Source organism: Microbacterium sp. BH-3-3-3 (assembly GCF_007679045.1).
Classification (GTDB): domain Bacteria; phylum Actinomycetota; class Actinomycetes; order Actinomycetales; family Microbacteriaceae; genus Microbacterium; species Microbacterium algihabitans.
Genome location: NZ_VEFS01000005.1, coordinates 169,526 through 196,164 on the forward strand (window position 1 = coordinate 169,526; position 26,639 = coordinate 196,164).

Consider the following 26,639-nt stretch of genomic DNA (forward strand, 5'->3'; position numbering starts at 1 on the left):
GTGACCGGGCAGCCCCGCCGGCCGGTCACGCGTCGCGGCGGGCGCCCTCCGAGGGGGTCACGGTGAAGACGTTCGGGGCGCGGTATCCGGATGCCGAGAACGCGGCGTGCACCGCGTCGGTCGCCGCCTCGATGAGCCCGACCGGTATGAGGGCGATGGCCGCCCCGCCGAAGCCGCCGCCGGTCATGCGGGCACCGAGCGCACCGTTCACCAGCGCCGTGTCGACGGCGAGGTCGAGCTCGGGCACCGAGATCTCGAAGTCGTCGCGCATCGAGACGTGCGAGGCGACCAGCAGGTCGCCGATCGCGGAGGGACCGTCGGCGTCGAGGGCGGCCACGGTGTCGAGCACGCGCTGGTTCTCAGTGATCACGTGGCGGACGCGGCGGAAGGTGACGTCGTCGAGCAGCTCCTGAGCGCGCGGCAGGTCGTCGACGGTGAGATCGCGCAGCGAGGCCACGCCGAACGCGGCCGCTCCCCGCTCGCAGGCCTCGCGACGCTCGCGGTACCCGCCGGTCGAGTGCGCGTGCTCGACGAGGGTGTCGACGACGAGGATCGACAGACCGGCGTCGGCGAAGCCGAGCGGCACGGGGCGCGTGTCGAGCGTGCGGCAGTCGAGGAAGGTCGCGGCGTCGGCGACGCCGAGCATCGAGGCCATCTGGTCCATGATCCCGGTGGGCGCGCCCACGGCGTCGTTCTCGGCGACGCGGCCGACGCGGGCGAGGGCGACCTTGTCGAGACCCGTTGCCCAGACGTCGTTCAGGGCGGATGCCACGGCTCCCTCGATCGCCGCCGACGACGACAGTCCGGCTCCCACCGGAACCTCCGAGGCCAGGGCGATGTCGACGCCGCGGGTCACGGCATCCGGAACCTCACGACGCAACGCCCACGCCACACCGAGCGGATACCCGGCCCAGTCGAGGCCGCCGGCGGCGATGCGGTCGTCGAGCTCGGCGAGCGAGACCTCGACGGGCGCGTCGGCGAACGTCGAGCTCACGCGGATCACGTCGTCGTCGCGCAGGGCCACGGCGGCGGCGGTGCGCTGGGCGATCGCGAAGGGGAAGACGAAGCCCTCGTTGTAGTCGGTGTGCTCGCCGATGAGGTTGGCGCGGCCGGGGGCCGACCACACTCCCGCGACGGGCGCGTCGGTCAGGGTGGCGAGAAGGGCGCGGGCGTCGTCGACGGCGGTCATGCCGTCACCTCCGGAACGGTGTCGAGGGCGGCGCGCAGGCGCTCGGCCTGCGACTCGGGGGTCACGTCGCCGATCCAGGCGCCCATGGCGGACTCGGATCCGGCGAGGTACTTCAGCTTGTCCGCGGCGCGGCGCGGCGAGGTGATCTGCAGGTTGAGGCGGATCGCGTCACGCGCGCGGTCGACCGGGGCCTGGTGCCACGCGGCGATGTAGGGCGTGGGGGTGTCGTACAGCGCGTCGATGCCGCGCAGCAGTCGCAGGTAGAACGGCGCGAGTTCGTCGCGCTCGGCGTCGGTCGTCTCGGACAGATCGGCGACGTGGCGGTGCGGCAGCACGTGCACCTCGACGGGCCAGCGGGCGGCGAACGGCACGAACGCCGTCCAGTGCTCGCCTCGCAGCACGACGCGCTCGCCGGCCTGCTCGAACTCGAGGATGCGGGCGAACAGATCGTCGGAGGTGCGCGAGATCGTGTCGAGCAGGCGCTGCGTGCGCGGCGTGACGTAGGGGTAGGCGTAGATCTGGCCATGCGGGTGGGGGAGGGTGACGCCGATGTCCTTGCCGCGGTTCTCGAAGGGGAACACCTGACGGATGCCGGGGAGCTGCGACAGCGCGGCGGTGCGGTCGGCCCACGCCTCGATGACGGTGCGAGCGCGCGTGCGCGACAGCGAACCGAACGACCCCTCGTGCTCGGGGCTGAAGCAGACGACCTCGCAGCGACCGACCGAGGTGCGGGTGCGGCCGAGGCCGAGGTGCTCGAGGTCGTCGGCGCCGCGCGGGGGATCGACGGCTGCCGGGGCGTCGCCGACCGCGGCGTCGAGAGCGGGGCCGAACGAGGGCGACTTGTTCTCGAAGACCGCGACGTCGTAGAGCGAGGGGATCTCCGACGGGTTGGTCGGTGTCTGCGGCGAGAGCGGGTCGAGGTGCGCCGGGGGGAGGAACGCCCGGTTCTGACGATTGGATGCCACGGTGATCCAGTCACCGGTCAGCACGTCTTGACGCATGGTGGCGGTGGCGGGCCGCGGGTCGAGGGTGCGGGCGTCGACCGCGCGCTCGGCGCCGAGCGTCGTGCCGGGATCGTCGAAGTAGATCAGGTCGCGGCCGTCGGCGAGGCGCGTCGGTCGCTTGACGACGCCGGCGCCCAGCTCGATCGCGGTGGGGGTCTCCGTGTTCACGATAACACGCTACATCTGGCGCGTGATATCGTCAACATGAAGGGGGCGCGATGCGTGTATCCATGGCCGACGTGGCCGAAAAGGCCGGGGTTTCGGCGCAGACGGTGTCACGCGTGGCCAACGGCAGCCCCCGCGTCGACCCCGCCACCCGCGTGCGCGTCGAGAAGGCCATGGCCGACCTCGGCTACCGCATGCACCGGGCCGCGCGCGCCCTGCGCACCGGGCAGACCTCCACGATCGGCCTCGTCGTGTCGACCCTCGCGTCGGTCGGCAACTCGCGCATGCTGCAGGCGATCTCCGAGGCCGCGGCCGAGCGCGAGTACGCCCTCGCCGTGGTGACCGTCGGCGAACGCGGCATCCGCGACGCCTTCGCACGCCTGCGGTCGCAGGGTGTCGACGGAGCGGTCGTGCTCAACGAGGCGACCGAGCTCGCGCGCGACGTCGAGCCGCCCGCCGACCTGCACCTCGTCGTCGTCGACTCCCCGCCCGACGCTCGCTTCTCGATCGTGCAGACCGATCATGCCGGGGGAGCGCGGGCCGCGACCGCGCACCTGCTCGGCCTCGGACATCGCACGGTGCACCACCTCGCCGGGCCCGCGGGGTCGTTCGCCGCGGCGGAGCGCGAGCGCGGATGGCGGGGGGCGCTGCTCGAGGCCGCCGCGACGGTGCCCGCACCCGTCCGGGGCGACTGGACCTCGGCATCCGGTCACTCGGCTGCGGCCGCCCTCGCGGGCGCCACCGCGATCTTCGTGGCCAACGACCAGATGGCGCTGGGGGCCCTGCGCGCCCTCGCCGACGCGGGCCGGCGGGTGCCCGACGACGTCGCCGTGGTCGGCTTCGACGACATCGCGGATGCCGCGCAGTTCCGCCCACCGCTGACCACTGTGCGACAGGACTTCGACGCCCTCGGTCGTCGCGCGGTCGCGGCCCTGATCGCCGCGATCGAGGGCGGGCAGCCGATCGCCGAGTCGGTGCCCGCGGCGCTGGTGGTGCGCGAGAGCAGCACGGCGGTCTGACCCGCCCAAGTGGTACACCGGACACCTCGGTGGTACACTCGGCGCATGCCGACGACCCGACTGCGCACGCAGGTGACGCACACGCGCGACGTCGAAGAGGCCCTCCGCATCGCGCGTTCGCTCTGGCCCGACGAGTCGCCGAGCGCACTGCTCCTGCACCTCGTCGTGAGGGGCGGCCAGGCGATCCGCGACGAGCAGGCGCAGAACGCACGCGCCCGTCGCGGGGCGGTGGATGCAGTGGTCGAGCGGTTCGCGGGGATCTACCCCGAGGGGTATCTTCGTGAGCTCCGCGCGGACTGGCCCGAGTGATCGTGCTCGACGCCGGGGTCGTCATCGCCCTGTTCAGCCCCGGCGACGCGCACCACGACCGGGCGAAGACCCTGTTCGCGGAGCAACCCGGCCCCTTCCTCATGCACTCCCTGACCGCGGCGGAGGCTTTGGTCGCCGCCGCCCGCGTCGGGCGCGACGAAGAGCTGTGGGGTGCCCTCCGCGATCTCGGGGTGGACGTCGCGCCGATGGGTCCCCACGAACCGCTCGTTCTCGCTCGGCTGCGCGCGCGGCACGCGCTCAAGATGCCCGACACGTGCGTCCTCGCGGCGGCGGTGCACCATCGCGTTCCGCTCGCGACATTCGATGCGCGTCTCGCCGCCGTCGCCGAAGAGATGTCGCTCGGACTCGCCGTGCCGGCGGTCGACTGACCACCGCGTCCGCCGGCAGCCCGCGGCATCCGGAAACGAAGAACGCCCGCGGATGCCGGAGCATCCGCGGGCGTCTCTCGTGGGGAGAGTCTGTTACTTCTTGACCGGGATCGACTGCGACTCGAGCGTGCTGATGGTCGAGTCCTGACCCTTCTGCAGCGCGTCGGCGAGGGTGCCGCTGCCGCTGACCGCCGCCTTGAAGCCGTCGGAGACATCGGCGTAGGTCTTGGTCATGGTCGGGCCCCACACGAAGTCGGGGTTCACCTCGGTGGCCGCCTTCGCGAAGACGTCGTAGATCTTCTGGCCGCCGTAGAAGTCCACACCGTTGGCCAGCGAGGGGAGCTTGAGGCCCTCGGTGGTGGCCGGGTAGAGGTTGGCCTCTTCGTTCAGCGCGGTGAGCGCCTCTTCCGAGGTGTTCAGCCACAGGGCGAACTTCGTCGCCTCGTAGGGGTGCTCGCTGCCCTTGAGCACGGCGATCGACGATCCGCCCCAGTTGCCCGCGACGTTCTCACCGGCCGACCACTGCGGCAGGTCGGAGACGGCCCAGCCGCCCGCGGTGTCGGGAGCGCCGCTCGAGATGGAGTTGGCACCCCACACGGCGGAGTTCCAGGTCCAGACCTGGCTCGAGTTGTAGGCGTTGTTCCACTCGTCGGTCCACGCGGGGTAGGTCGAGACGAGGTCCTGGTCGATCAGCGACTGCCAGTAGTCGGCGACCTTGGTCGAGGCGGGGTCGGTCAGCGAGACGGTCCAGCCCTCGGAGTCGTTGCCGAACCACTGTCCGCCGGCCTGCCAGACGAAGCCGGCGAACTGGTTGATGTCGGACTGCGAGAAGTTCGTGATGTAGCCGCCGAGCGCGCGGATCTTCTTCGCGGCCTCGGTGTACTCGTCCCACGTGGTGGGGACCGCGATGCCGTTCGCCGCGAACAGGTCCTTGCGGTAGAACAGCGCCATTGGGCCGATGTCCTGGGGGATGCCGTAGACGGCGTCGTCCTGACCGAGCGCGACCTGGTTCCAGGCCCACGGCACGAACTGGTCCTTCGCGGCGACCACGTCGGCGCAGCCGGCGATGTTCTCGATGCCGTCCTGCACGAGGAAGTTCGGGAGGGCGTCGTACTCGATCTGGCCGAGGTCGGGGGCGTTGCCGGCCGCGATCTGGTTGAAGAAGTTCTGGTAGGTGCCGCTGTTGCCGTTGGGGCCGGTCTGCACCTTGACCTGGATGTCGGGGTTCTCCGCGTTCCACATATCGACGACCTTCTCGATACCGGGGATCCACGAGGTGAACTCGAGCGTGACCTGTCCGTCGGCCGGAGCGCAGTCGGCTGCGGCCGCGGCGCCGTCGCCGCTTCCGCCGCCGGCGCAACCGGCCAGGAGCAGAGCCGACAGCGCGACGCCCGAGGTCGCGGCGAGGATTCTGTGCTTCATGGGAATGCCTTTCTCTGGGTGCCCGGGCGGGCCATTCCGCCCGGGATGAGGGGCGGCCGGAGCCGCCGGAGGGTTTACTTCAGGGCGCCGGTCCCGAGACCGTTGCGCCAGAAGCGCTGGAGGAGCAGGAAGATGACGATGAGGGGGATGACCGACAGCAGGGCGCCGATCAGTACGAGTCCGCGGAGCTCGGGGATCTGGTTGAGCTGGTTGTTCCAGCCGTAGAGGCCGAAGACCACGGGGAACAGCTCTTCGCTGCGCAGCATGATCAGCGGCAGGAAGAAGTTGTTCCAGATCGCGACGAACTGGAAGAGGAACATCGTGACCAGCGCGGGGCTCATCAGACGCAGGCTCACGGTGAAGAACGTGCGGATCTCGCCCGCGCCGTCGAGGCGGCTGGCCTCGAGCAGTTCGTCGGGCACCGACGAGGCGGCGAAGATGCGCGCGAGGTAGACCCCGAACGGGCTGACCAGCGAGGGCAGGAACACGGCCCAGAAGGTGTTGGTCAGCTGCACCTGGCTGAAGATGAGGAACAGCGGCAGAGCCAGGGCGGTCGCCGGCACCAGCACGCCGCCGAGCACGACGTCGAACACCAGCTCGCGGCCCGGGAAGCGGTACTTCGCCAGGGCGTAGCCCGCCATCGCGGCCAGCAGCGTCGCCACCGCTCCGCCGAGGCCTGCGTATAGCAGGGAGTTGCCGAGCCAGCGCAGGAAGATGCCGTCGCGGTAGGCGAACAGGTCGCCGATGTTCGAGAACAGGCGCATGTCGGCGAACCACAGCGGGTTCGTGGTGAGGATGTCGCCCGTGCTCTTGCTCGAGGCCACCAGCAGCCACCACAGCGGCAGCAGGAAGTAGACCGTGAACACGGCCATGACGAGCATCGCCGAGGTGCGCGAGACGAGGGGTTCGCGCACGGCGCCCGAGCGGATGCCGGCCGGGCGGGAGGAGCCCGAACGGGGGCTGCGCGCGGGGCGGGGGGTGGTGACGGCGCTCATGCGTTGCCCTTCTTCTGCATCCACTTCATGAAGCCGAACGACAGCACGAAGGTGGTCACGGCCAGCACCACCGAGAACGCGGCGGCGAGATTGGCGTTGGGGATGGATGCCGTGGCGTAGACGGTCATGTTGGGGGTGAAGGTGCTGGTGACGGCCGAGCTGAAGGACCGGAACACCTGGGGCTCGGCGAGAAGCTGCAGCGTGCCGATGATCGAGAAGATCGCGGTCATCACGATCGCCGGTCGCACGAGGGGGATCTTGATCGACCAGGCGATGCGGAACTGACCGGCACCGTCGAGGCGGGCGGCCTCGTAGATCTCGCTGGGGATCGACAGCAGCGACGAGTAGATGATCAGCATGTTGTAGCCGACGTAGACCCACGTCACGACGTTCGCGATCGACCACAGCACGAGGTCGGCTCCGAGGAAGTCGACGTTCTTGGTCAGCGCGGTGAAGGGCGAGAGGTTCGGCGAGAACAGCGAGCCCCACATGATCGCGGCGATGACGCCGGGGACGGCGTAGGGCACGAAGAACGCCAGGCGGAAGAAGCGCTTGCCCTTGAGCAGCGGCGAGTCCAGCAGCAGGGCGAAGATCAGCGCGAGGCCGAGCATGACCGGCACCTGCACGACGCCGAAGGCGAGCATGCGCAGCATCGACGACCAGAACGCCTCGTTCTGGAACACCTGCACGTACTGAGACAGGCCGCCGAAGACGAGCTCAGCCTTGCCGAAGGTGCCCTCGCGGCGCACCACGAGCAGCGACTGCACGATCGCGAAGATGATCGGCAGCACGTAGAACAGCACGAACAGCACCGCGAACGGGGCGAGCAGGATGAGGATCGCGCTCTTGAACGGCACCCGCGGGCGTCGTGGCCGCGGTACGTTCTCGCGCGCGGCGCGCGGCGGGGCGGAAACGGTGGTGGTCACGAGGCCTCCTCGATGATGCGGACGGCACCGCCGGCGACGACGACGGTGCCGTCGACGGCCTCGTCGGTCATCGCATCGCGCCCGTGCGCTGCGATCTCGACCGACTCGGTGGTGTGGTTGATGACGAAGACGAACGAGCGGTCGTCGCTCGCACGGCGGATGATCTCGACCCCGGGGAGAGCGTCGACGGTGCGGATGCCGGCGTCCTGGGCGACCCGCGACAGCAGCTCGCGGTAGGCCGCGGCGGCGGGGAGGGTGGCGAGGTACCAGGCGGACCCGGCGCCCACCCGGCGGCGGGTGCGGGCGGGCAGGCCCGCGGCGGGACCGTCGACGAAGCGGGCGTCGACCTCGGCGTCGACGGGGCGCAGGCGCTCCGACCAGACGGCGCCGGTCGTGCCGTCGTCGAGGGCGACGACCTGGCCGGGGCCGAGGGGTGAGAACTCCTCCGACACGATGCCGAGCAGGTCGCGGAACGCGCCGGGGTAGCCGCCGAGGCGCACGCGGTCATCCTGGTCGACGATGCCGCTCGCGAAGGTGATAACGGCGGTGCCGCCGTCTTCGACGAAGCGCGCGATCGCGTCGGCGTCGGCGTCGCGCACGAGGTGCAGCGCCGGCACGACGACCAGGCGGTAGGCCGACAGGTCGGCGGAGGCCGAGACGACGTCGGTCGAGATGCCGGCCGCGGCGAGGGCCGCGTGCGCCGCGTGCACCTGGTCGAGGTAGCGCAGGTCTTCACTCGGACGACCCTCGTTCTCGATCGACCACCAGCTCTCCCAGTCGAAGAGCACGGCGGCATCCGAGGCCACTCGTGTTCCGGCGATCGGCTGCAGCCGGCGCAGGGTGCGTCCCACCTCGAGCACGCTCCGCCACTGGGCGGTGTCGGTGCCGGCGTGGGGGAGCAGGGCCGAGTGGAACTTCTCGGCGCCCTGGGCCGAGGCGCGCCACTGGAAGAAGCAGATGCCGTCGGCGCCGCGCGACACGTGCGAGACGACGTTGCGCAGCAGCTCGCCCTCGCCCTTGGCGAGGTTGTGCGGCTGCCAGTTGACGGCGCCGGTGGAGGTCTCCATCAGCAGCCAGGGGGCGCCGTCGGCGAGACCGCGCGTGAGGTCGGCCGCGAACGACAGCTCGGCGAGGGGTTCGGGAAGACGTCGGTCGAGGTAGTGGTCGTTGGCGATGACGTCCATCTCGCCGGCCCACGAGAAGTAGTCGAGCGCACGGATGTGCGCGGTCACCATGAAGTTGGTCGTGACCGGCGCGGTGCTGAGCTCGCGGATCACGCGCGCCTCGGCGCGGTACAGCTCGAGCTGCTGGTCGGACGAGAAGCGCTGGAAGTCGAGCAGCTGCGCCGGGTTGCGCAACGAGAGCGCGGCCATCGGCGGGAGGATCTGGTCCCACGCGCTGTAGCGCTGGCTCCAGAACGAGGTGCCCCACGCGGTGTTGAGAGCGGCGATCGTGCCGTAGCGGGCCTCGAGCCACTCGCGGAAGGCCGTGGCGCTGGCGTCGCAGTAGCAGAGGGCGTTGTGGCAGCCGAGCTCGTTCGACACGTGCCACATCGCGAGGGCGGGGTGACCGGCGTAGCGCTCGACCACGCGACGGCTGAGCTCGGCGGCGTACCCGCGGAAGATCGGCGAGCTCGGGCAGTAGGCCTGACGTCCGCCGGGGTAGCGGCGCGTGCCGTCGACGCTTACGGGGAGGATCTCCGGATGCCGCGTGGTCACCCACGGGGCGGGGGAGGCGGTCGCGGTGCCGAGGTTGACCCGGATGCCGTGGGCGTGGGCGAGGTCCATGACCTCGTCGAGCTCGGCGAAGTCCCACTCGCCGTGCGCGGGGTTGATCCACGACCAGCCGAAGATGTTGATCGCGATGAGCCCGACGCCCGCTTCGACCATGAGGCGCATGTCGTCGTCCCAGACGGCGCGGTCCCACTGCTCGGGGTTGTAGTCGCAGCCGAAGACGAGACCCTCGCGGGTCAGCTCGGCCAGACGGTCGCCCGCGCGGGTCGGGTCGGTCGCACGATCGCTCTCGCGATCGAGCGGGGCCAGATGGTCGACGGCAAGCATCCGGGAGGCGCTCCTTTGCGTGGTTCTGTGAACGTGCACACAGTCACGCACCGAAGGACAGGGGCGCTAATGTGTGAACGTGCACATAGTGACACGGACCGCAGCAGATCGTCAACTCGCACGCCCGATAGGCTGACGACATGACGCCTCCTCCGCCCGGGCGCCGGCGCAGCACCGTGCACGACGTGGCCCGTGCCGCCGGGGTGTCGAGGGGCACGGTCAGCCGCGTCCTCAACGGCGGCTACGTCTCGGAGCATGCCCGCGAGGCCATCCAGACGGCCATCCGCGAGGTCGGCTACGTGCCCAACAACGCCGCCCGCACGCTCGTGCGCCAGCGCACGCAGGCCGTCGGCTTCATCGTGCACGAGCCGCACTCGCTCTTCCTCGAAGACCCCAACATCGGCGGCATCCTTCTCGGTGCCAACACCGCGCTGTCGAAGGCCGATTACCAGATGGTGTGCCTCGTGATCGACACCGATCGCGACACCGAGCGGGTCGCGCGCTACCTCAGCGGCGGCTTCGTCGACGGCGCGGTCATCGTGTCCGCGCGTCACCACGACCCCATCACCGACGTGGTCGAGCGCCTCGGACTCCCCGTCGCCTACGTGGGCCACCCTCCCGGCATCCGTCGCCCCTGGGTCGGCATCGACAACCTCGGCGCCGCGCGCGCGATCACCGCACGCGTGCGTGCGTCGGGGCGTCGCCGCATCGGCATGATCGCCGCCGCCCTCGACCGCGACTCCGGCAGCGACCGACTGGCGGGCTTCCGCGACGCACTCGGCGAAGACTTCGACGAGTCACTGGTCGAGCCCGTGCCGCTCTATGCCTTCACCGACGGCGAGGTCGGCATGCGGCGCCTGCTCGAGCGCGCGCCCGACATCGACGCGGTGTTCGGCGCCTCGGATGCCGTGGCCGCCGGCGCCGTGCAGGCCCTTCGCGCGGCCGGGCGACGCGTGCCCGACGACGTCGGCGTGGTCGGCTTCGACGACAGCGCGTGGGCGGTGCGCACCGACCCGCCGCTCACCACGGTCGACCAGCCCGCCGAGGGACTGGGCGCCGCGGCCGCCGAGACCGTGCTGCTGCAGCTGTCGGGCGGTGTGGCCGATGCCGGCGGCATTCTGCTCGACGCCCCGATCGTCTGGCGGGCCTCGGTCTAGCGGCGCCGGCGCGCTCTCGCCGTCGGTCGCGATGGCCCGGTTCGGGGCGAGGATTGCAGCTTGGGGCGTGAATTCTCCGCCCCGAGCGACGGAATCCGCCCCAAACCACCGTGCTCTCGCGCGTCGGTCGATGTGGTGGGTTTGGGGCGAGATCTGCAGGTTGGGGCGTGAATTCTCCGCCCCAAGCGACGGAATCCGCCCCAAACCGCCGTACTGTCGCGCGTCGGTCGATGTGATGGGTTTGGGGCGAGATCTGCAGGTTGGGGCGTGAATGGTCCGCCCCGAGTGACGGAATCCGCCCCAAACCGCCGCCCGGCCCCAGCGTCAGCGCGGCTCGCGCCATCCCCGCTCGAGGATGCGGAAGCCCGCCTCGATCGTCTCCGCGGCGTCGTCGTGCTCGAACGCGAGGATCTGCAGCTGCAGCACCATGCGCGCGTAGACCCGGGTCTCGGCATCCGGTGCGCTCTGCCCCGTCGTCTCGGCGATCGCCAGGGCGAGGGCGTCTTCGTGGCGGAGCCACATGCGCGAGGCGTACTCGTGCAGGGCGGGGGTCTCGGTGATCAGCTTCATGAACTGCCGGCGGTGATCGCCCGTGGGGTCGAAGGCCAAGCCGATGAGCTCGCGCCGGTAGAGCTCGCGCAGGGCGTCCGACACCGAGGTGCCCGGGGCGCGGTCGCGCACGGCGCCCACGAGCAGGTCGCGCTGGGCATCGTCTTCGTCGAAGACGAGCGCCTCCTTCTGCGGGAAGTGCGCGAACACGGTGGTCGGCGACACGTCGGCGGCGTCGGCGACCTCGCGGATGCTGACCTCGTCGAAGCCCCGCTCGACGAAGAGCATCGTCGCGGCGTCGGAGATGGCCTTGCGGGTGGCGGCCTTCTTGCGCTCTCGGCGACCCACGTCTGTGCTCATGTGGGGCAGTCTACCGGTACCGATCGGAAACTGTATTGACAACGAAACTGGTACGAGTACAGTTACGGCGTGACTTCACTTTCTCCTTCCCCTCAGCAGGGTCGCCGTTCCTGGATCATGCTCGTCGTCATCACGACGCTGACCACCGCCGGGATGACCGTCGTGTTGCCCGTGCTGCCCTTCGTCGTGCTCCGCTACGTGTCGAACCCCGCCGACCTCGCCGTCTGGGTCGGCATCCTCGAGACCGTCAACGCGCTCTGCGCCTTCCTCGTCGCCCCCTTCCTCGGGCGCATCTCCGACCGCTTCGGTCGCCGACCGGTGATCATCGTCGCCGGATTCGGCGCCGCCCTCGGCTTCCTGCTCTTCGGCATCGGCGGGGCGCTCTGGGTGCTGCTGCTCGGCCGCATCGTGCAGGGCGTCACCGCCGGCGACCTTCCCGCCCTCTTCGCCTACCTCGCCGACATCACCCCGCCCGACAAGCGCGCCCGCCGCTTCGGCGTGCTCGGCGCCACGGCCGGCATCGGCACGATGGTCGGCCCCGCCCTCGGCGGCACCCTCGCCGCGATCGACGTCGACCTGCCCGTCTTCGTCACCGCGGGACTCGCGCTGACGGTCGCGATCCTCAGCATCCTCCTGCTGCCCGAGAGCCTCGCGCCGGCCAAGCGCATCACCTCGCTCGACCTGCGGGCGGTGCACCCGTTCGCGGTGTTCCGTGGGGTGTTCCGCCGGCCCGAGCTGCGCGGGATCATGATCGGCCTGATCCTCGTGGGGCTGCCGTTCGGGTTCTTCGTCAACAACTTCAGCGTGCTCGCCCTCGACGCCATCTCGTGGAACCCCACCGCGATCGGCCTGCTCACCGCGTGCGTCGGCATCATCGACATCGCGATCCAGGGCGTGCTGCTCGGATTCCTGCTGCCGCGCATCGGCGAGCGGGGCGTCGTGGTCAGCGGCATCGTCACCCAGGCGGTCGGACTCGTCGCCCTCGCCGGGGTCGCGTCGCTGCTCGCCCAGCCGTGGCTGTTCGTCGTCGGTGCCCTGACGCTCGCGGCGGGCCAGGGTGCAGCCCAGGCCACGATGGACGGCCTGCTCTCCAACGCCGTCGGCGACGACGAGCAGGGCTGGATCGCCGGAGCCGCGCAGTCGCTCAACGCCGCGGTCGGAACCGTCGCCCCACTCGTCGCGGGCCTGCTCTACGCCCACGTGGCCCACGCCGCGCCCTACGTGCTGGGCGCTGCGCTCATGGTCGCCGCCGCCGTGGTCATCGGGCGGGCGCGCTTCACGAGCCCCTCGCTCACGGCGAAGGTTCCGGATGCCGCGGAGCCCGTGCCCGTGACGGAGTGACGCTCCCGATCGAAGGGTGATTCCGGATGCCGCGCGCCGCGGCATCCGGAATCTTCTACGCCGAAGGGCCCCAGGGCATCGGCCGCTCGGGGTCGCGCGTGCTGTCGTCGGGGATGTGGGGGAGGGCCTCGCCGCCCGCACGGATGCAGAGCCAGCGCAGCTCGCCGTCGCTCTCGGGCAGCGCGCGCCATGTGCGCCACACGTCCTGCCCGACCCGCACGACGCTGCCCGGGCCGACGTCGACCACGTCATCGTCGAGGCCCATCTGGCCGCGCCCCTCGAGGAACACGTACAGCTCCTCGACGCGGGAGTGCGTGTGCCAGTACCCGGCCTCCTCGCCGGGGGCGAGGGCGTTCGCCGTCATGCCGATGAACTGCATCGTCAACTCGTGGTCGACCACGCGGCGCCCGTCGCGCGAGCGGGCGGGGACGAACCCGCCGAAGTGGTCGCGCCAGGCGTCGAGCCCGCCGATCTCGGTGATCTCGTAGTCGCTCATCGGTTCTCGCTCTCGGGGGAGGTCAGCTGCCAGCCGTCGTCGGTGCGACGGTAGATCGTGCGGAGGTGCTTGCGGTCGGAGGAGCCCTGCCAGAACTCCACGCGGTCGGCGACCAGGCGCCACAGCACCCACTCGCCCGGGCCGATGCCGTCGCGCGCGGCGGCCGAGCGCGCGGCGAGATCCGCCGCCGACTCCTCGGCCGAGGCCTCCACCACGCGCCCGCGCACGCGCACGGAGCGCAGCACCGCCGGCCACCAGAAGGTCAGCGCCGCCGCGGGATGAGCGGCGAGCTGCGCCGCCTTCGCCGAGGCGCGCGGCCCGGCGAAGGCCCATCCGCCGGGTCCGAGGTCTTTGAGGATCAGCGTGCGGGCGTCCGGGATGTCGTCGGCATCGACCGTCGCGAGAGTGGCACCGTGCGCCTCGGCCACGCCGGCGTCGACGGCCTGCCGGATCCACCGCTCGAACAGCTCCTCCGGCTGGTCGGGGAGGGGCTCGGCATCCGGAGTCGGAGCGGTGCCGGTGAGGGAGGGGAGCGAGCGGAGCCAGGGGGCCATCGTCATGCCTCCATCCTGCTCCTCCTCGGGCGTGCTCCGCGTGGGCCGTGTCACGAGGACAGGACGCCGCAACGAGAACAGGCCGATCCGCGGGGGACCGGCCTGTTCTCGACGCACGCGCCTGTTCTCGTGACGTGTTACTCCTCGAGCTGCCCGAGTGACGGGGCGGCGACGAAGCGCGCGACGGGCTCGACCGCGTGCTCGAGCTCGAGCACGACGATCTCGTTCGCCCCGGCGCGGGTCGCGGGGCCGGGCACGTAGAGCGTGTTCTGCGGCACGGTGTTCCAGTAGCGGCCGAGGAAGAAGCCGTTGACGAAGGCGAAGCCCTTGCCCCACCCCGTGGTGTCGAGGAACAGGTCGGCGGGGGCATCGAGGTCGAACGATCCGCGCAGGAACGCCCGGCCGATCGAGCCGGTGCCGGCGCCTTCGACGGTGTCGAGGTCGATGGGCGACGCGGTCCAGCCCGTGAGCGGTTCGCCGTTCAGGGTGACTGCGCCGATCAGTCCCTTCGCCTCGCCGAGGCGGTCGGCGTAGTTCACCCGGCCTTGGTCCTCCACGAGCACCGTCAACCGCGAGCCGGCGGGGATCGTCAGCGCACGCTCGTGCAGCGCGCGCGACAGGCGACCGACGGGAGTGCCGTCGACGTGCACCCACGCGAGGTCGCGCACCTCGTCGAACACCACCGCCGCGGGGCCCGAGAACGCGGGCAGGTCGACGTCGTAGCGCACGAGGGGCCCGAGGTGCGCGAGCTGCTCGAAGGTCGCGGGAGCGGGCGAGACGGGACCGGTGGCTGCCGGCATCCACTCGCCCTCGCCCGACAGGGCGACCTCGAAGACGGGCGCATCGGGCCGGGGCTCGGGGACGAGGTCGGGCACGGGCGCGTACTTGGCGATGACCTCGCGGAACGCGTGGAACTTCGCCGTCGGGTGGCCCGACTCGTCGATCGGGGCGTCGTAGTCGTAGGACGTGACGATGGGGTCGTAGCGGCCCTTGTCGTTCGCACCGTTCGTGGTGCCGAAGTTCGTTCCGCCGTGCACCATGTAGATGTTCACCGAGGCGCCCGCGGCGAGCAGCACGTCGAGGTCGTGGGCGGATGCCGCGGGGTCGGTCGTGTGGTGGATGCTGCCCCACCAGTCGAACCACCCGTCCCAGAACTCGCTGCACATCAGCGGGCCGGTGCTCTGGTGCTCTCGGAGGGTCGCGAGGCGGTCCTCGCTGCGTGAGCCGAACGAGCCGGTGAGGTGCAGTTCGGGCAGGCTCCCGGCCTCGAGCATCCACGGCATCGGCTGGTCGACGGTGGTCAGCGGCACCGTGATGCCGGCGTCCTTCGTCACCCGCACGAGCTCGCGCAGGTAGTCCTTGTCGGAGCCGTAGGCGCCGTATTCGTTCTCGATCTGCACGAGCACGACGTTGCCGCCGCGGTCGATCTGGCGCGGGGCGACGATCTCGTACACGCGACGGAGGTACTCCGACACCGCCTTTATGAACTGCGGTTCGGAGCGACGGATGCCGATGCCCGGCGTCGACGTCAGCCACACGGGCAGCCCGCCGTTGTGCCACTCCGCGCAGATGTAGGGGCCGGGTCGCACGATCGCGTGCAGGCCCTCTTCGGCGATGAGGTCGAGGAAGCGGCCCAGGTCGTTCCACCCGGTGGCATCCCACTCGCCGCGGACCGGCTCATGCGCGTTCCACGCGACGTAGGTCTCGATGGTGTTCAGCCCCATCGCCTTGGCCGTGCGGATGCGGTCGGCCCAGTGCTCGGGGTGGATGCGGAAATAGTGCAGGGTTCCGGAGATGACCTGGTGGGGCTTCCCGTCGAGCAGGAAGTCGGTCTCGCCGATGGAGAAAGTCGTCACGGTGTCTTTCGGGTCAGTCGATGAGGCGCGCGGTCAGGCGCACCCAGGCGAGGGCGGGGAGGGTGAAGCGCAGGATGCCGTCGGAGCCGGCCTCGACCGCGAGGGTCGCCGGCGCGACGGGCTCGCCGTCGGCGGAGTTGGTGGTGTGGCGGTCGCCGCCTTCGGGGATCGTGACCACGACCGCCTCGACGTCGGCGACACGGCCGAGGTCGAGCTCGACGGGGGTCGCCGCGTCGAGGGCGCGGTGCGCGAGGAACACCGACACGGCATCGCCGTCGACGGTCGCCACGGCGTCGACCGCGTCGACGGTGCCGTGGCGGGCGGTGTCGATCGTGTCTCCCTCGACGCGGGGGTGCACGACCCGACCGGTGGCGGCCGGGGCCGTCAGGGCGAAGGGGTGGAACGTGCTCTGCCGCCAGGCGGCGCCGCCACCGGGCTCGGTGCGGATCGGCGCGATGACGTTGACCAGCTGCGCGAGGTTCGCCATCGAGACGCGGTCGGAGCGGCGGATGAGCGTGATGAGCAGGGAGCCGACGACGACCGCGTCGGTGACGGTGTAGTCGTCTTCGATGAGGCGCGGGGCGATCGGCCAGTCGCCGGTGAACACGCGCGGCTTGTCGACCTCGTTCCAGCGGGTCTGGTTCCAGACGTTCCACTCGTCGACGCTGATGCCGATCGTGCCGCCATCGGGGGTGGTCGCGCCGACCTCGTCGATGATGTCGGCGACCTCGCCGATGTAGCGGTCGAGGGCTGCGCCGCTGGCGAGGAAGCTCGCCGGGTCGGAGGGGTCTTCCTCGTAGTACGCGTGCACCGAGATGTGGTCGACGAGACCCGCCGTGTGGCGCAGCACGCTGCGCTCCCACGCGCCGAACGTCGGCATCTCGTGGTTCGAGCTGCCCGCGGCGACCAGCTCGATCGAGGGGTCGAGGAAGCGCATCATGCGCGCGGTCTCGGCGGCGAGGCGGCCGTACTCGTCGGCGGTCTTGTGGCCGATCTGCCACGGGCCGTCCATCTCGTTGCCGAGGCACCACAGGCGGATGCCGAAGGGCTCTCCGCGGCCGTTCTCACGGCGACGGTCGCTGAGCGCGGTGCCGGAGGGGTGGTTGGCGTACTCGAGCAGGTCGGCGGCCTCGGCCACACCGCGGGTGCCGAGGTTGACGGCCTCCATGACCTCGAGCCCCGCGGCATCCGCCCAACCGGCGAACTCGTGCAGGCCGACCTGGTTCGTCTCGGTGCTGTGCCACGCCGCCTCGAGGCGCACGGGGCGCTGGTCGCGGGGGCCGACGCCGTCTTCCCACCGGTAGCCCGAGACGAAGTTGCCGCCGGGGTAACGCACGACGGTCGCGCCGAGCTCGCGCACGAGCTCGAGCACGTCGGCGCGGAAGCCGTTCGCGTCGGCGGCGGCGTGCTCGGGGGAGTGGATGCCGTCGTAGACGCAGCGACCCATGTGCTCGACGAACGAGCCGAACAGGCGGCGGGGGACCTCGGCTCCGAGCGCCGTGCGGTCGACCGAGATGCGGGTGGGGGAGGTCATTCGGGTCTCTCCTGCGGGGAAGGGAAGGGCGGGTCGCATGCGTGCACGCGACCCGCCCCGGTGTTCTGCTGACTTACTTGTTGACCGAGAAGCCCTGGTCGTTGCCGTACTGCACGAGCTGGTCCTGCCAGGTCGAAAGCCCCGCGTTCAAGTCGCTCTTGTTGGCGTAGGCCTGGCCGACGGTGTCGCTGAAGATGCTGTTCGCGTAGACCTGGAAGGGCAGGTAGCTCCAGCCCTCGCGGACCTCGCTCGAGGCCTGGGTGAGCACCTCGTTGATCTTCTGTCCGCCGAAGTAGTCCGAGGCCTGGTCGACGAACTCCGGGTCGCTCAGCTGAGCAGTGGTGGAGGGGAAGCCGCCCGACTCCGCGAAGATCTTGATGCTGTCTTCGTCGTTGTTCAGCCACTTCAGGAAGCCGGCCGCGAGAGCGGGGTTCTTGCTTTGCTTGACCACGGCCTGACCGCCGCCACCGTTCTCGGCCGTGACGGGCGTGCCGTCGTAGGTCGGGATGGGCGCGACGGCCCACTTGCCGGAGCCCTCGGGAACCGAGGCCTCGAGCGAGCCGGGCATCCACGCGCCCGTGATGAGCGTCGCGATCGAACCGTCACCGAGGCCCTTGAACCACTCGTCGCTCCACGCGGGGGTGTCGGCGAGCAGGCCGCCCTCGATGAAACGGTTCCAGTTGTCGGCGAAGGTCTTCGAACCCTCGTCCTGCAGGTCGACGGTCACGTCGGTGCCGGAGGTCTTGAAGGGGGTGCCGCCGGCCTGCCAGATCATGCTCGTGGCGAAGCCGGAGTCGCCGGTGTCGGAGGTGATGTACTTCGACGGGTCGGCGGCGTGCAGCTTCTGCGCTGCGGCGTAGTACTCGTCCCACGTGGTGGGCACGGAGATGCCGAACTGGTCGAAGACCTCCTTGTTGTAGAACAGGGCCATGGGGCCCGAGTCCTGCGGGAGGCCGTAGATCTTGCCGTCGAACTGCACCGAGTTCCACGGCCCCGAGCTGTAGTCGCCCGAGAGGTCGCCGAAGCCGTACGACGACAGGTCGAGCAGCGAGTCGGAGAGGGCGAACTGCGGGAAGGCGTAGTACTCGATCTGCACGACGTCGGGGGCGCCCGAGCCGGCCTTGATGGCGTTCTGCAGCTTGGTGTACTCGTCGGTGTTGGTGCCCGCGTTGACGAGGTTGACCTTGACCTTGGGGTACTTCTCCTGGAAGGCCTTGACCTGCGCCTCGGCCGAGGGGGTCCACGACCAGTACGTGATCTCGCCACCGGCCTCGAGGGCCTTCTCGATGTCGTCGGCCGAGCCGGCGGCACCACCCCCGGCGCCACCTCCCGAGCACGCGGTGAGCGCGCCCACCGACAGAGCGGTGGCGGCGACGGCGAAGACGGCCCGCCGCGCGGCGGATCCCTTGCGCATGAATGTCATCGGATTCCTCTACTTCGTTGTTGTGGATGTGGTGCGGGTGCAGGTGCGGCGACCCGGAACGGATGCCGCGGGGAGGGGAGTCAGGGGGTCACTGCTTGACGCTGCCGGCGCTCAGGCCCGACTGCCAGAAGCGCTGCAGCACCAGGAACGCGGCGACGATCGGGATGATCGACAGCAGGGCGCCGGTGATGACGAGGTTGTAGATCGGCTGGGCGCCGACGCCGGTCGCCTGGGCGTTCCACTGGTTGAGTCCGACGGTCAGCGGGTACCAGGCCGGGTCGCTCAGCATGATCAGCGGGAGGAAGTAGTTGTTCCACGTCGCGACGACGGCGAACAGCAGCACGGTGACGATGCCGGGGGTCAGCAGCCGGATCGAGATGGTGAAGAAGGTGCGGAACTCACCCGCGCCGTCCATGCGCGCCGCCTCGAGCAGCTCGGTGGGGATGGCATCCGAGGCGTAGACCCAGATGAGGTAGAGCCCGAACGGGCTGATGAGCGAGGGGATGATGATCGCCCACGGGGTGTTGGTGAGTCCCAGCTGGCTGAACAGCAGGAAGGTCGGCACCGCCAGCGCGGTTCCGGGCACGGCGATCGCGCCCAGCACGACCGCGAAGACCGCCTTGCGACCGCGGAAGTTGTACTTGGCCAGGCCGTAGCCGGCGAGGGTGGCCAGCAGGGTCGCCCCGCCCGCGCCGACGACGACGTACAGCAGCGTGTTGACGAGCCAGCGCACGAAGATGCCGTCGCGGTAGGTGAGGGTCGCGGCGATGTTGTCGAACAGGGCGAAGCTGTTGCCCGGGCCCAGGCCGAACGTGGTGAACAGGTCGGGCTGGGTCTTGGTGGCGTTGATGAGCAGCCAGGCCAGCGGCACGAGCGTGTACAGCAGGTACAGGCCCATCACGATGCTCAGCACGACCGACTTCTTGCTGCGCGGCGTGGAGCTGCGGGCGAAGCCACGGGGACGGCGGGCCGCGGGGGCGGTCGCGCTGACGGTATCGGTGCGGGGTGCGGTCGCGGTGGTCATCGCGCCTCCTGACGTGAGCCGCGCAGCTGCACGACGTAGGCGATGACGGCCGTGACGATGCCCATGATGATGGCGATCGTGGCCGCGTAGTTGTACTGCTGACCGGCGAACGAGAGGTTGTACGCGTACATGTTCGGCGTGAAGAACGTCGAGATCGTGTTCGGGGCCAGGGGCTTGAGGATGTTCGGCTCGTTGAAGAGCTGGAAGCTGCCGATGATCGAGAAGATCGTCGCGATCACGATCGCGCCGCGGACCGCGGGGATCTTGATCGAGAAGATGGTGCGCCACGCTCCGGCACCGTCGATGGATGCCGCTTCGTACAGCTCGTTCGGAATCGTCTTGAGCGACGAGTAGAAGATCAGCATGTTGTAGCCGACGAACTGCCAGGTGACGATGTTGCCGATCGACACCAGCATCCACTCGGGCACGAACGGCTGCACGACGTTGCCGCCGAGCAGGTCGTTGAGGTTGCGGGTGAGACCGAACTGGTCGCCGTAGATGTACCCCCACATCAGCACCGCCACGACGGCGGGCACGGCGTAGGGCAGGAAGATCACGATGCGGTAGAAGCCGGCGGCGTGCAGGCGCGCGCTGTCGATGGCGAGCGCCGCGGCCAACGCGAGCAGCAGCATGACCGGCACCTGCACGACGAGGAAGATCGCCACGCGCCCCAGGCCGTCCCAGAACTTCTCGTCGCCGAGGGCGGTGACGTAGTTGTCGAGGCCGACGAAGGCGTTGCCGCCGATCAGCTGGTCGCGGAACAGGCTGAGGTAGATCGAGAACGCGAGCGGGGCGAGGAACACCAGCGCGAACACGAGCGCGAACGGTGCCACGAACAGCCAGCCGCGGTCGTCGATACGGGAGCGCCGCTTGCGTTTCGGGGTGCGCAGGGCGGGCGGGGGTGCCGCGGTGGTCGTCATCGTCCGGTGCCTCTTCGTTTATGCGCATCCGAGTCGGGGTGGCTCGGATGTTGACGTAAACATAACCAGGTTCGCGCTAGGGTGTCAACGTCAACATCCCAGAGGGGGCCCGCATGAGCGAGACGACGACGACGTCGCCCGCGATCCCGGCGCGAGGGCGCCGCCGCGAAGTGTCGATGGCCGATGTGGCTGCGGCCGCGGGCGTGTCGGGCCAGACGGTCTCGCGCGTGGCGAACGGTCGCACCAATGTCGACCCCGACACCCGGCAGCGCGTGCTCGATGCGATGGCGACCCTCGGCTACCGCCCCAACAGCGCGGCGCGGGCGCTGCGCTCCGGGCGGTTCCGCAGCATCGGCGTGATCATGTTCTCGCTCAGCTCCTACGGCAACACGCGCACCCTCGACGCCCTCGCGTCGGTGGCCGCGGCATCCGGATACTCCATCACGCTCATCACGCTGCACTCCGCGTCGCAGTCCGATGTGTCGGGGGCCTTCCTGCGCCTGCGCGAACACGCCGTCGACGGCATCGTGATCCTCATCGAGACGCACCGCCTCGGCGAGAACGAGCTGTCGATCCCCTCGGGGTTGCCGGTCGTGGTCGTCGACTCCAGCGCCGACTATCCCTACGCGGTCGTCGACAACGACCAGGCGCAAGGCGCCCGGCTGGCCACCGAGCACCTGCTCGACTTGGGCCACGAGAGCGTCTGGCACGTGTCGGGCCCGCTCGAATCGTTCGCCGCCGAGCGTCGTCGCGTCGCCTGGCGAGCGGCCCTCGAGTCACGCGGATGCCGCGTGCCCGACGTGCTCATCGGCGACTGGACCGCGGAGTCGGGCCATCGCATCGGCGCTGATCTCGCGCAGCGACCCGAGGTGACGGCGGTGTTCGCCGCGAACGACCAGATGGCGCTCGGGGTGATCCGCGCCCTGCACGAGGCGGGTCGAGCCGTGCCGGGCGAGGTCAGCGTGGTCGGTTTCGACGACATGCCCGAGGCCGCGAACTTCTGGCCCCCGCTGACCACCGTGCGTCAGCGTTTCGAGCGGGTGGGCGAAGAGGCCATGAGCGCCTTGATCGCCGACATCGAGGGATCCGGCGGCGAGCACGCCCGCACCCTCGTCCCCACCTCGCTGGTCGTGCGCGCGAGCTCCGGCCCGCGCTGACGCCCCGGGCGACGCGGGTTCCGTGGGACCTCCCGCGGGCCTCAGAGCGGTGCCGGCTCGGGCCGGTGCACCCCGCGCGGGCGAAAGCCCAGGGCGTCGGAGGCCTCGAGCAGGTCGGCGAGGTGCCAGACGATGGTGAGCCACATCTCGGTGCCCTGCAGCCCCGGATCGTCGGCGTCGAGGCGGAACGCCGCGCCGGCGCCCTCGCGCCAGCCGGTGAGCGCGTGACGCAGCAGCTCGCCCGCCAGTTCGCGCACCTCCGCGCGGCGGTACCCCGTCTGCCGGGTGAGCCAGAGGGGGTGGGCGATGTCGAGCACCGTGCACGCGTCGCGGCGGTCGGGGCGCATCCACCGGTCATCGCGCGCGTGGCGCAGCACGGTGTCGATGACGGCTTCGGGGTGGGCGGGCGCGACGCCGAATTGGGCGAGGGTCCCGCGCGAGGCGCGGTAGAAGCCGTTGACCACCAGCCGCAGTCCCTCGTCGGGCCGGGCGGAGCCCCACATGCCGGTGCCGGGATCCGCGCGCAGCGCGAGCCACCCGAAGAGGGCCTCCGCCGTCCCGGGGGCGACACGGTCGCCGCGCCGGCGGCTCCACCGCAGGGCGGTGCCGAACGCATCGACGTGATGGCCGGCCCGCCAGGGATCGTCGGTCCACGGCAGGTCGTCGAGTCGCGCGACGACGGCAGCGGCGTCGTCGGCGACGTCGACGAACGGATGCCGGAACCCGGCGCCCAGCAGATCGAGGGCGTACCCCGCGCTGAGTACGCCGTAGGCCGCCTCGGGGTCGTCCCAGAGCGAGGCGGCATCCGTCATCAATCCCGTGTGCGGTCGCTGCTGCCCCGCGATGCGTTCGACCCATTCGTCGCGCGAGCCGCCCGGCGGAGGCTCAGCCGTCAGCAGGTCGCTCAGTTCGACCGCGTCGCACAGCGCCCGCAGTGACGAGGCGGCGCCCGCGCGATCGCGGAAACCGTCGTCGGTCGCGCTCGCCGCGAGGATCGCGGGAAGGTCGGCGCGCGCGGTGTCGGCGAACCGGCGCAGGTCGTCGTGCAGGGAGGGCGCAGCGGATGCCGGCTGCACGCGCCACCGCAGCAGCCGGGCCGGATTGCCGCCCACGATCGCGCCCGCCGGCACGTCCTTCGTCACGACCGCCCCCGCCGCGAGCACCGCGTGGTCGCCGACCGAGACGCCGTCGAGCACCACGACGTGCGAGCCGATCCAGACGTCGGAGCCGATGCGCACGCCGCGCGAGGTCAACGGTTGGCGGAAGACCTCCACCCCCGGCTCGAACGAGTGGTTGAACCCGATGATCGAGGTGTGCGCCCCCACGCGCACCGCATCGCCGAGGTGCACGTCGCCGCGCACGACCGTGTACGGGTTGATCGAGCAATCGGCACCGATCCGCAGCGACCCGGTGAGGTACGCCCCCGTCGCGATGTACGAGCGGTCGCCGAGGGTGAGGTCGTCGGCATCCACTCCCGCGTGCTCCGACACGAACACCCCGTCGCCGAGCGACCACCCCGGGTGCGCGGTGCGCAGCTCGTCGAGGTGCGCGCCCTGGCGCCGCCGTTCGGCGGGTGACGCCGCGCCGGGGAACGTCCACGGCGAGAAGTCGTGGGCCGCAGGGCCTGTCATGACCGCGGGGCCGCCGTCGAGGCGCGGATGTTCAGGCGCGGGCTGAGCTGCACGCGGTGCACGGGACGGTCGGGCTCGGCGATGCGCCGGGCCAGCAGCTCGACGGCCGCCTCGCCGACGCTCGCGCGCGGCGGGCTGACGGCGGTGAGAGCGGGGGTGAACAACTGCGCCACCTCGTCGTCGTACGCGATGATCGACAGGTCGTCGGGCACCGAGATGCCGCGGGTCAGGGCCAGGTCGACGAAGGCCATCGCCTCGGGGTCGGAGTGCACGAGCAGAGCCGTCACCCCGGTCGCGAGCGCCGAGTCGAGCGTGGCGTTGACGACGGCGGAGAAGTCGGGGCTCGTGCGGTCGGGCAGGGTCTGCTCGAAGTGATCGGCCGGCGTGAGCTCGAGCTCCTCGCACGCCGTCTGCCAGCCGCGCGCGATCTTGCGCGAGGTGGGGGAGTGGCGCGACAGGATGAGCCCCACCTTGCGGTGGCCGAGGGTGGCGAGGTGGCGTGCGGCCAACAGCGCGCCGAGGGCGTGATCGGTGGTGACCGACTCCATCGGCGTCCCGCCGGGCTCGAGCACGGCGTCGCGTTCGACGAGCACGCTGGGCACCGGGCAGTCGGCGAGCCAGGCCATGACGTCGCGGGCGTGGGCGGTGTCGGTGTTGGGCGCGACGATCAACCCGCGCACGTCGCCGCCGGTCACGAGGCGCTCGAGCACGGGGCGTTCGTCCTGCAGCTCGTACGAGGCGCCGCGCAGCAGCATCTTGTACCCGAGCCGGCCGGCCGCGTCTTCCATCCCCCGCACCACCCCGGGCCAGTAGTAGGCCAGTGAGGGCACCAGCACGGCGATCGAGCCGACAGCGGTGTCGGCGCCGTCGGCGTCGTGCGCGGACCGCGCGGGCGCGGTCTCGCCGGGCACGGCGCCGCCGTGCACGCGGCGCAGCACCCCCTCCTTCTCGAGCTGGGCGAGGTCGCGCCGCAGCGTCACGGTGGCCACACCGAGGTCTTCGGTCAGCTGCGAGATGCGCACGGCTCCCTCGGTGCGCAGGGCGCTCACGATGTGGGCGCGACGCTCTGCGGCCAGGGGCGCGTGCGGGGTGGTGTCGGTCATGGGGTGTCCTCGGTCGGTGTGTCCAGTTCTACCGTGAGCCGGAACGTGGTGCGGGATGCCAGGGGCAGGGCGAGCCGCGTGAGTCGCGGTCCCCACACCTCGGTGAGCAGGGGGTCGTCGAGATCGCGCACCTCGGCGCGCGCGTCGATGTCGTCGGGCCACCGCACGCGGACGGCGCGGCCGTCGGCGATCGGGCGGACGAGCGCCGCGCCGGTATCGAGGTCGACGTCGCCGGCGACGACGAGGTGCAGCACCGTGTCATCGCTGGTCGAGGCGCCGTCGTCGAACCGCCAGTCGTCGGCGATCTCGACGCGTGCGGCATCGCGGTCGAGCTCGGCGCGTCGTCGCCACTCGGCGAGCCCGGCTTCGGGATACGCCCCGGCCAGGTCGACGGAGAAGACCGAGCGGTCGTCGCCGATCACGGCTGCGGCGTCGCGGGCCGCGGCATCCGCCCCCGGAGGCTGGTCCGTTCCGCGCACGACGGGCACGTTGTGCCACGCGCTCTGCATCGTCCAGATGTCGTAGCGGTCGGGGCCGAAGGTGGCCGCGGTGTAGGTGGGGCGCCCGGCATCGACGATCACCGGCACGCCGTCGACCGCGACGACGAACGAGCCGACGTCGTTGTGGTTGTGGTGCTCGCCGTTGTGGGCGCCCTTGGCGACGAGCGTGAGTCCGCGCGGGGTTCCCGCGCTCTCGCGGGCGAGGAAGACCTGGGTCGAGGGAAGCCATACGTCGCGGGGGAGGGGCGCCTCGGTCGGAGCCGCCGCGAGCCAGTCCGGGTCGGTGAGCCCGCGCAGCAGCCGTCCGAGGCCCTCCCGCTCGGTCGCCGCCGGTGCAGCGGGGAGGCGATGCGAGGCGGCCAGGGCGGCGGCATCCGCGTCGCCGAACCGGCGTGCCGCGCGGTGCAGGGCGTGCCAGGGCTGGTCAGCCGGCGGACGGGCCTGCCCGTCGGCGTGGTTGACGTACCAGTCGCCGCCGAGATGGCTGCGGTGCGGAAAGGCCACGGTCTCGCGCAGGGCTCCGATGCCGGTGGCGTCCCAGGCCCCGTCGGTCGCGTGGGCGAGCACGTCGAGCACCTCGAGGGCACGGCAAGCGCCGTTCCACCAGTAGGCGTAGCCCTCGTCGATCGCGCCGTCGGCGGGGAGGGAGGCGACGTAGCGGTCGAGTCCCTCGACGGCGAGGGCGATGATCGCCGCCCGTTCCTCCCCTTCGTCGGGCTGGTCGAGCAGGCGGAGTGCTGCGACGACGATGTTGCCGTGGATCCACGGATTCCAGTTGTGCACGTCGCCGTCGAGCCCGATCCAGTGCCAGTCGCGCCGTCGCAGGAACGGCTCGAAGATGCGCGTGCGCGCCTCGTGCCGCACGCGGGCGCGCAGGCCCGGGGCACGCTCGTCGAGGGCGGAGGCGAGCAGGTGATCGATCCAGGCGAGCTGCGCCACCGCTTCTCCGGCACCGAGGTCGACGAACGGGTCGGTGACCGTGGCGAGCACGGACCCGTGCACGCGGAAGCTGTCGTCGTGCGCGGGCCAGCACCACGAGCTCTGCTCGCACAGCATCACGACCCCGTCGACGACCTCGTCGATCCAGGTCTCGTCGAGGGTCACGGCGGCCAGAGCCGTGACGCGGCTCAGCCGGCGCTGACGGGCGAAGGCGGCGTCTTCCCACGCGGTCCGGTCGCCGTCGCGGTGCACGCGGGCGGCGTCGCTCGCGCGGGGGTGGGGCCAGACGGTCGTCCGCTCGGCCTCCGCGATCGCGCGAACGGCCTCGATGCCGGGGGCGTCGATGATGCCCCCGCGAGCCCAGGTGTCGCGGTCGGTCGCCGGGCGGAGGGGGAGCGCCTCATCGGGGTCGCGCAGCACGGTCGCTGCGGGCGCCGTGAACGCCTCGGCGAGGGGCCCGCGGAACACGGGGGACGGGAACGACATCGGTCTCCTTCAGCGGGGTGGGCCGCTAAATCGATCATAAACGATCAGGATCATTCAAGAAACATGTTGTGGTGTTCTTTTTTGGTTGATACGCTCGCCATCGTTCACTCACACCCGCGGGTGGACGACGG

At 71.0% G+C, this 26,639-nt stretch carries 23 protein-coding genes; 6 read left to right on the top strand and 17 right to left on the bottom strand.

Annotated features, from left to right (window positions below):
* Positions 1-25 precede the first annotated feature (25 nt).
* Positions 26-1,189: a galactokinase gene (gene galK, locus FS769_RS14375; RefSeq protein WP_144834577.1), complete on the bottom strand. Its 1,164-nt coding sequence runs from the start codon at positions 1,187-1,189 to the stop codon at positions 26-28.
* The gene (gene galT, locus FS769_RS14380) at positions 1,186-2,361 is read right to left on the bottom strand and encodes a galactose-1-phosphate uridylyltransferase (protein ID WP_144834579.1); all 1,176 of its coding nucleotides are present in this window, start codon (positions 2,359-2,361) and stop codon (positions 1,186-1,188) included. The genes galK and galT overlap by 4 nt, the downstream gene beginning before the upstream one ends.
* Before the next feature lie 50 nt (positions 2,362-2,411).
* On the opposite strand from galT, the gene FS769_RS14385 reads away from it, so the two are divergent.
* The 3 genes from FS769_RS14385 to FS769_RS14395 are packed head-to-tail and all read left to right on the top strand — an operon-like array spanning position 2,412 to position 4,075.
* Positions 2,412-3,377 (top strand): LacI family DNA-binding transcriptional regulator, encoded by a 966-nt coding sequence (locus FS769_RS14385; RefSeq protein WP_144834580.1) that lies wholly within the window; start codon positions 2,412-2,414, stop codon positions 3,375-3,377.
* Between the two features lie 45 nt (positions 3,378-3,422).
* Complete coding sequence (locus tag FS769_RS14390) at positions 3,423-3,686, top strand: hypothetical protein (RefSeq protein ID WP_144834582.1); 264 nt, start codon at positions 3,423-3,425, stop codon at positions 3,684-3,686.
* A complete protein-coding gene (locus FS769_RS14395; protein ID WP_186325560.1) occupies positions 3,683-4,075 on the top strand; it encodes a PIN domain-containing protein in 393 nt (130 codons plus the stop codon). Before FS769_RS14390 ends, FS769_RS14395 begins: the two co-directional genes overlap by 4 nt.
* A gap of 93 nt (positions 4,076-4,168) precedes the next feature.
* Here FS769_RS14395 and FS769_RS14400 read toward each other — a convergent pair whose 3' ends face one another.
* From FS769_RS14400 to FS769_RS14415, 4 genes are all read right to left on the bottom strand, one after another.
* Entirely contained in the window at positions 4,169-5,497 is a 1,329-nt protein-coding gene (locus FS769_RS14400; RefSeq protein ID WP_144834586.1) for an ABC transporter substrate-binding protein, read from the bottom strand.
* A gap of 74 nt (positions 5,498-5,571) precedes the next feature.
* Complete coding sequence (locus FS769_RS14405; RefSeq protein ID WP_222123939.1) at positions 5,572-6,492, bottom strand: carbohydrate ABC transporter permease; 921 nt, start codon at positions 6,490-6,492, stop codon at positions 5,572-5,574.
* Entirely contained in the window at positions 6,489-7,418 is a 930-nt protein-coding gene (locus FS769_RS14410) for a carbohydrate ABC transporter permease (protein ID WP_144834588.1), read from the bottom strand. Before FS769_RS14410 ends, FS769_RS14405 begins: the two co-directional genes overlap by 4 nt.
* Positions 7,415-9,478 (bottom strand): beta-galactosidase, encoded by a 2,064-nt coding sequence (locus FS769_RS14415; RefSeq protein ID WP_144834590.1) that lies wholly within the window; start codon positions 9,476-9,478, stop codon positions 7,415-7,417. Before FS769_RS14415 ends, FS769_RS14410 begins: the two co-directional genes overlap by 4 nt.
* Positions 9,479-9,618: 140 nt before the next feature.
* On the opposite strand from FS769_RS14415, the gene FS769_RS14420 reads away from it, so the two are divergent.
* Positions 9,619-10,635: a LacI family DNA-binding transcriptional regulator gene (locus FS769_RS14420; protein WP_144834591.1), complete on the top strand. Its 1,017-nt coding sequence runs from the start codon at positions 9,619-9,621 to the stop codon at positions 10,633-10,635.
* A 324-nt stretch (positions 10,636-10,959) separates the two neighbouring features.
* Here the strand turns inward: FS769_RS14420 and FS769_RS14425 are convergent, their stop codons facing one another.
* Positions 10,960-11,544, bottom strand: a complete 585-nt coding sequence (locus tag FS769_RS14425; protein WP_144784378.1) for a TetR/AcrR family transcriptional regulator — start codon at positions 11,542-11,544, stop codon at positions 10,960-10,962.
* Between the two features lie 69 nt (positions 11,545-11,613).
* On the opposite strand from FS769_RS14425, the gene FS769_RS14430 reads away from it, so the two are divergent.
* Positions 11,614-12,885 (top strand): MFS transporter, encoded by a 1,272-nt coding sequence (locus tag FS769_RS14430; RefSeq protein ID WP_260979772.1) that lies wholly within the window; start codon positions 11,614-11,616, stop codon positions 12,883-12,885.
* Between the two features lie 55 nt (positions 12,886-12,940).
* On the opposite strand, the gene FS769_RS14435 is transcribed toward FS769_RS14430, so the two are convergent.
* The 7 genes from FS769_RS14435 to FS769_RS14465 form a co-directional block, all read right to left on the bottom strand.
* Positions 12,941-13,381: a cupin domain-containing protein gene (locus FS769_RS14435; protein WP_144834593.1), complete on the bottom strand. Its 441-nt coding sequence runs from the start codon at positions 13,379-13,381 to the stop codon at positions 12,941-12,943.
* On the bottom strand, positions 13,378-13,941 hold the full coding sequence (locus FS769_RS14440; protein ID WP_144834595.1) for a pyridoxamine 5'-phosphate oxidase family protein: 564 nt from the start codon (positions 13,939-13,941) through the stop codon (positions 13,378-13,380). The genes FS769_RS14435 and FS769_RS14440 overlap by 4 nt, the downstream gene beginning before the upstream one ends.
* Positions 13,942-14,072: 131 nt before the next feature.
* Positions 14,073-15,791: a beta-galactosidase gene (locus tag FS769_RS14445; protein ID WP_144834597.1), complete on the bottom strand. Its 1,719-nt coding sequence runs from the start codon at positions 15,789-15,791 to the stop codon at positions 14,073-14,075.
* A 13-nt stretch (positions 15,792-15,804) separates the two neighbouring features.
* Positions 15,805-17,325, bottom strand: coding sequence for an alpha-N-arabinofuranosidase (locus tag FS769_RS14450; RefSeq protein WP_144834598.1), 1,521 nt, complete (start codon positions 17,323-17,325; stop codon positions 15,805-15,807).
* 73 nt (positions 17,326-17,398) lie between these two features.
* Positions 17,399-18,748 (bottom strand): sugar ABC transporter substrate-binding protein, encoded by a 1,350-nt coding sequence (locus FS769_RS14455; RefSeq protein WP_144834600.1) that lies wholly within the window; start codon positions 18,746-18,748, stop codon positions 17,399-17,401.
* An 88-nt stretch (positions 18,749-18,836) separates the two neighbouring features.
* Positions 18,837-19,772, bottom strand: coding sequence for a carbohydrate ABC transporter permease (locus FS769_RS14460; protein WP_186325561.1), 936 nt, complete (start codon positions 19,770-19,772; stop codon positions 18,837-18,839).
* Positions 19,769-20,692, bottom strand: a complete 924-nt coding sequence (locus FS769_RS14465; RefSeq protein WP_144834602.1) for a carbohydrate ABC transporter permease — start codon at positions 20,690-20,692, stop codon at positions 19,769-19,771. The genes FS769_RS14460 and FS769_RS14465 overlap by 4 nt, the downstream gene beginning before the upstream one ends.
* Positions 20,693-20,805: 113 nt before the next feature.
* On the opposite strand from FS769_RS14465, the gene FS769_RS14470 reads away from it, so the two are divergent.
* Positions 20,806-21,849 carry a LacI family DNA-binding transcriptional regulator gene (locus tag FS769_RS14470; RefSeq protein ID WP_186325562.1) on the top strand — a complete coding sequence of 348 codons (1,044 nt, stop codon included), beginning with the start codon at positions 20,806-20,808 and terminating at the stop codon, positions 21,847-21,849.
* A 41-nt stretch (positions 21,850-21,890) separates the two neighbouring features.
* On the opposite strand, the gene FS769_RS17205 is transcribed toward FS769_RS14470, so the two are convergent.
* Genes FS769_RS17205 through FS769_RS14485 form a run of 3 tightly spaced genes read right to left on the bottom strand, consistent with a single transcriptional unit; the run spans position 21,891 to position 26,508 of the window.
* Positions 21,891-23,480, bottom strand: coding sequence for a DapH/DapD/GlmU-related protein (locus tag FS769_RS17205; protein ID WP_144834603.1), 1,590 nt, complete (start codon positions 23,478-23,480; stop codon positions 21,891-21,893).
* Positions 23,477-24,583 (bottom strand): substrate-binding domain-containing protein, encoded by a 1,107-nt coding sequence (locus tag FS769_RS14480; protein WP_144834605.1) that lies wholly within the window; start codon positions 24,581-24,583, stop codon positions 23,477-23,479. The genes FS769_RS17205 and FS769_RS14480 overlap by 4 nt, the downstream gene beginning before the upstream one ends.
* The gene (locus FS769_RS14485) at positions 24,580-26,508 is read right to left on the bottom strand and encodes a heparinase II/III family protein (protein ID WP_144834607.1); all 1,929 of its coding nucleotides are present in this window, start codon (positions 26,506-26,508) and stop codon (positions 24,580-24,582) included. The genes FS769_RS14480 and FS769_RS14485 overlap by 4 nt, the downstream gene beginning before the upstream one ends.
* Positions 26,509-26,639 lie beyond the last annotated feature (131 nt).

What these genes read in the sequence shown, in the direction of transcription:
- FS769_RS14450 (WP_144834598.1), bottom strand. Translation starts at nt 17,325, where the DNA reads ATGACCTCCCCCACCCGCATCTCGGTCGACCGCACGGCGCTCGGAGCC.
- FS769_RS14415 (WP_144834590.1), bottom strand. Translation starts at nt 9,478, where the DNA reads ATGCTTGCCGTCGACCATCTGGCCCCGCTCGATCGCGAGAGCGATCGT.
- FS769_RS14420 (WP_144834591.1), top strand. Translation starts at nt 9,619, where the DNA reads ATGACGCCTCCTCCGCCCGGGCGCCGGCGCAGCACCGTGCACGACGTG.
- FS769_RS14405 (WP_222123939.1), bottom strand. Translation starts at nt 6,492, where the DNA reads ATGAGCGCCGTCACCACCCCCCGCCCCGCGCGCAGCCCCCGTTCGGGC.
- FS769_RS14400 (WP_144834586.1), bottom strand. Translation starts at nt 5,497, where the DNA reads ATGAAGCACAGAATCCTCGCCGCGACCTCGGGCGTCGCGCTGTCGGCT.
- FS769_RS14385 (WP_144834580.1), top strand. Translation starts at nt 2,412, where the DNA reads ATGCGTGTATCCATGGCCGACGTGGCCGAAAAGGCCGGGGTTTCGGCG.
- FS769_RS14485 (WP_144834607.1), bottom strand. Translation starts at nt 26,508, where the DNA reads ATGTCGTTCCCGTCCCCCGTGTTCCGCGGGCCCCTCGCCGAGGCGTTC.
- FS769_RS14455 (WP_144834600.1), bottom strand. Translation starts at nt 18,748, where the DNA reads ATGACATTCATGCGCAAGGGATCCGCCGCGCGGCGGGCCGTCTTCGCC.
- FS769_RS14425 (WP_144784378.1), bottom strand. Translation starts at nt 11,544, where the DNA reads ATGAGCACAGACGTGGGTCGCCGAGAGCGCAAGAAGGCCGCCACCCGC.
- FS769_RS14440 (WP_144834595.1), bottom strand. Translation starts at nt 13,941, where the DNA reads ATGACGATGGCCCCCTGGCTCCGCTCGCTCCCCTCCCTCACCGGCACC.
- FS769_RS17205 (WP_144834603.1), bottom strand. Translation starts at nt 23,480, where the DNA reads ATGACAGGCCCTGCGGCCCACGACTTCTCGCCGTGGACGTTCCCCGGC.
- galK (WP_144834577.1), bottom strand. Translation starts at nt 1,189, where the DNA reads ATGACCGCCGTCGACGACGCCCGCGCCCTTCTCGCCACCCTGACCGAC.
- FS769_RS14480 (WP_144834605.1), bottom strand. Translation starts at nt 24,583, where the DNA reads ATGACCGACACCACCCCGCACGCGCCCCTGGCCGCAGAGCGTCGCGCC.
- FS769_RS14460 (WP_186325561.1), bottom strand. Translation starts at nt 19,772, where the DNA reads ATGACCACCGCGACCGCACCCCGCACCGATACCGTCAGCGCGACCGCC.
- FS769_RS14435 (WP_144834593.1), bottom strand. Translation starts at nt 13,381, where the DNA reads ATGAGCGACTACGAGATCACCGAGATCGGCGGGCTCGACGCCTGGCGC.
- FS769_RS14390 (WP_144834582.1), top strand. Translation starts at nt 3,423, where the DNA reads ATGCCGACGACCCGACTGCGCACGCAGGTGACGCACACGCGCGACGTC.
- FS769_RS14465 (WP_144834602.1), bottom strand. Translation starts at nt 20,692, where the DNA reads ATGACGACCACCGCGGCACCCCCGCCCGCCCTGCGCACCCCGAAACGC.
- FS769_RS14470 (WP_186325562.1), top strand. Translation starts at nt 20,806, where the DNA reads ATGAGCGAGACGACGACGACGTCGCCCGCGATCCCGGCGCGAGGGCGC.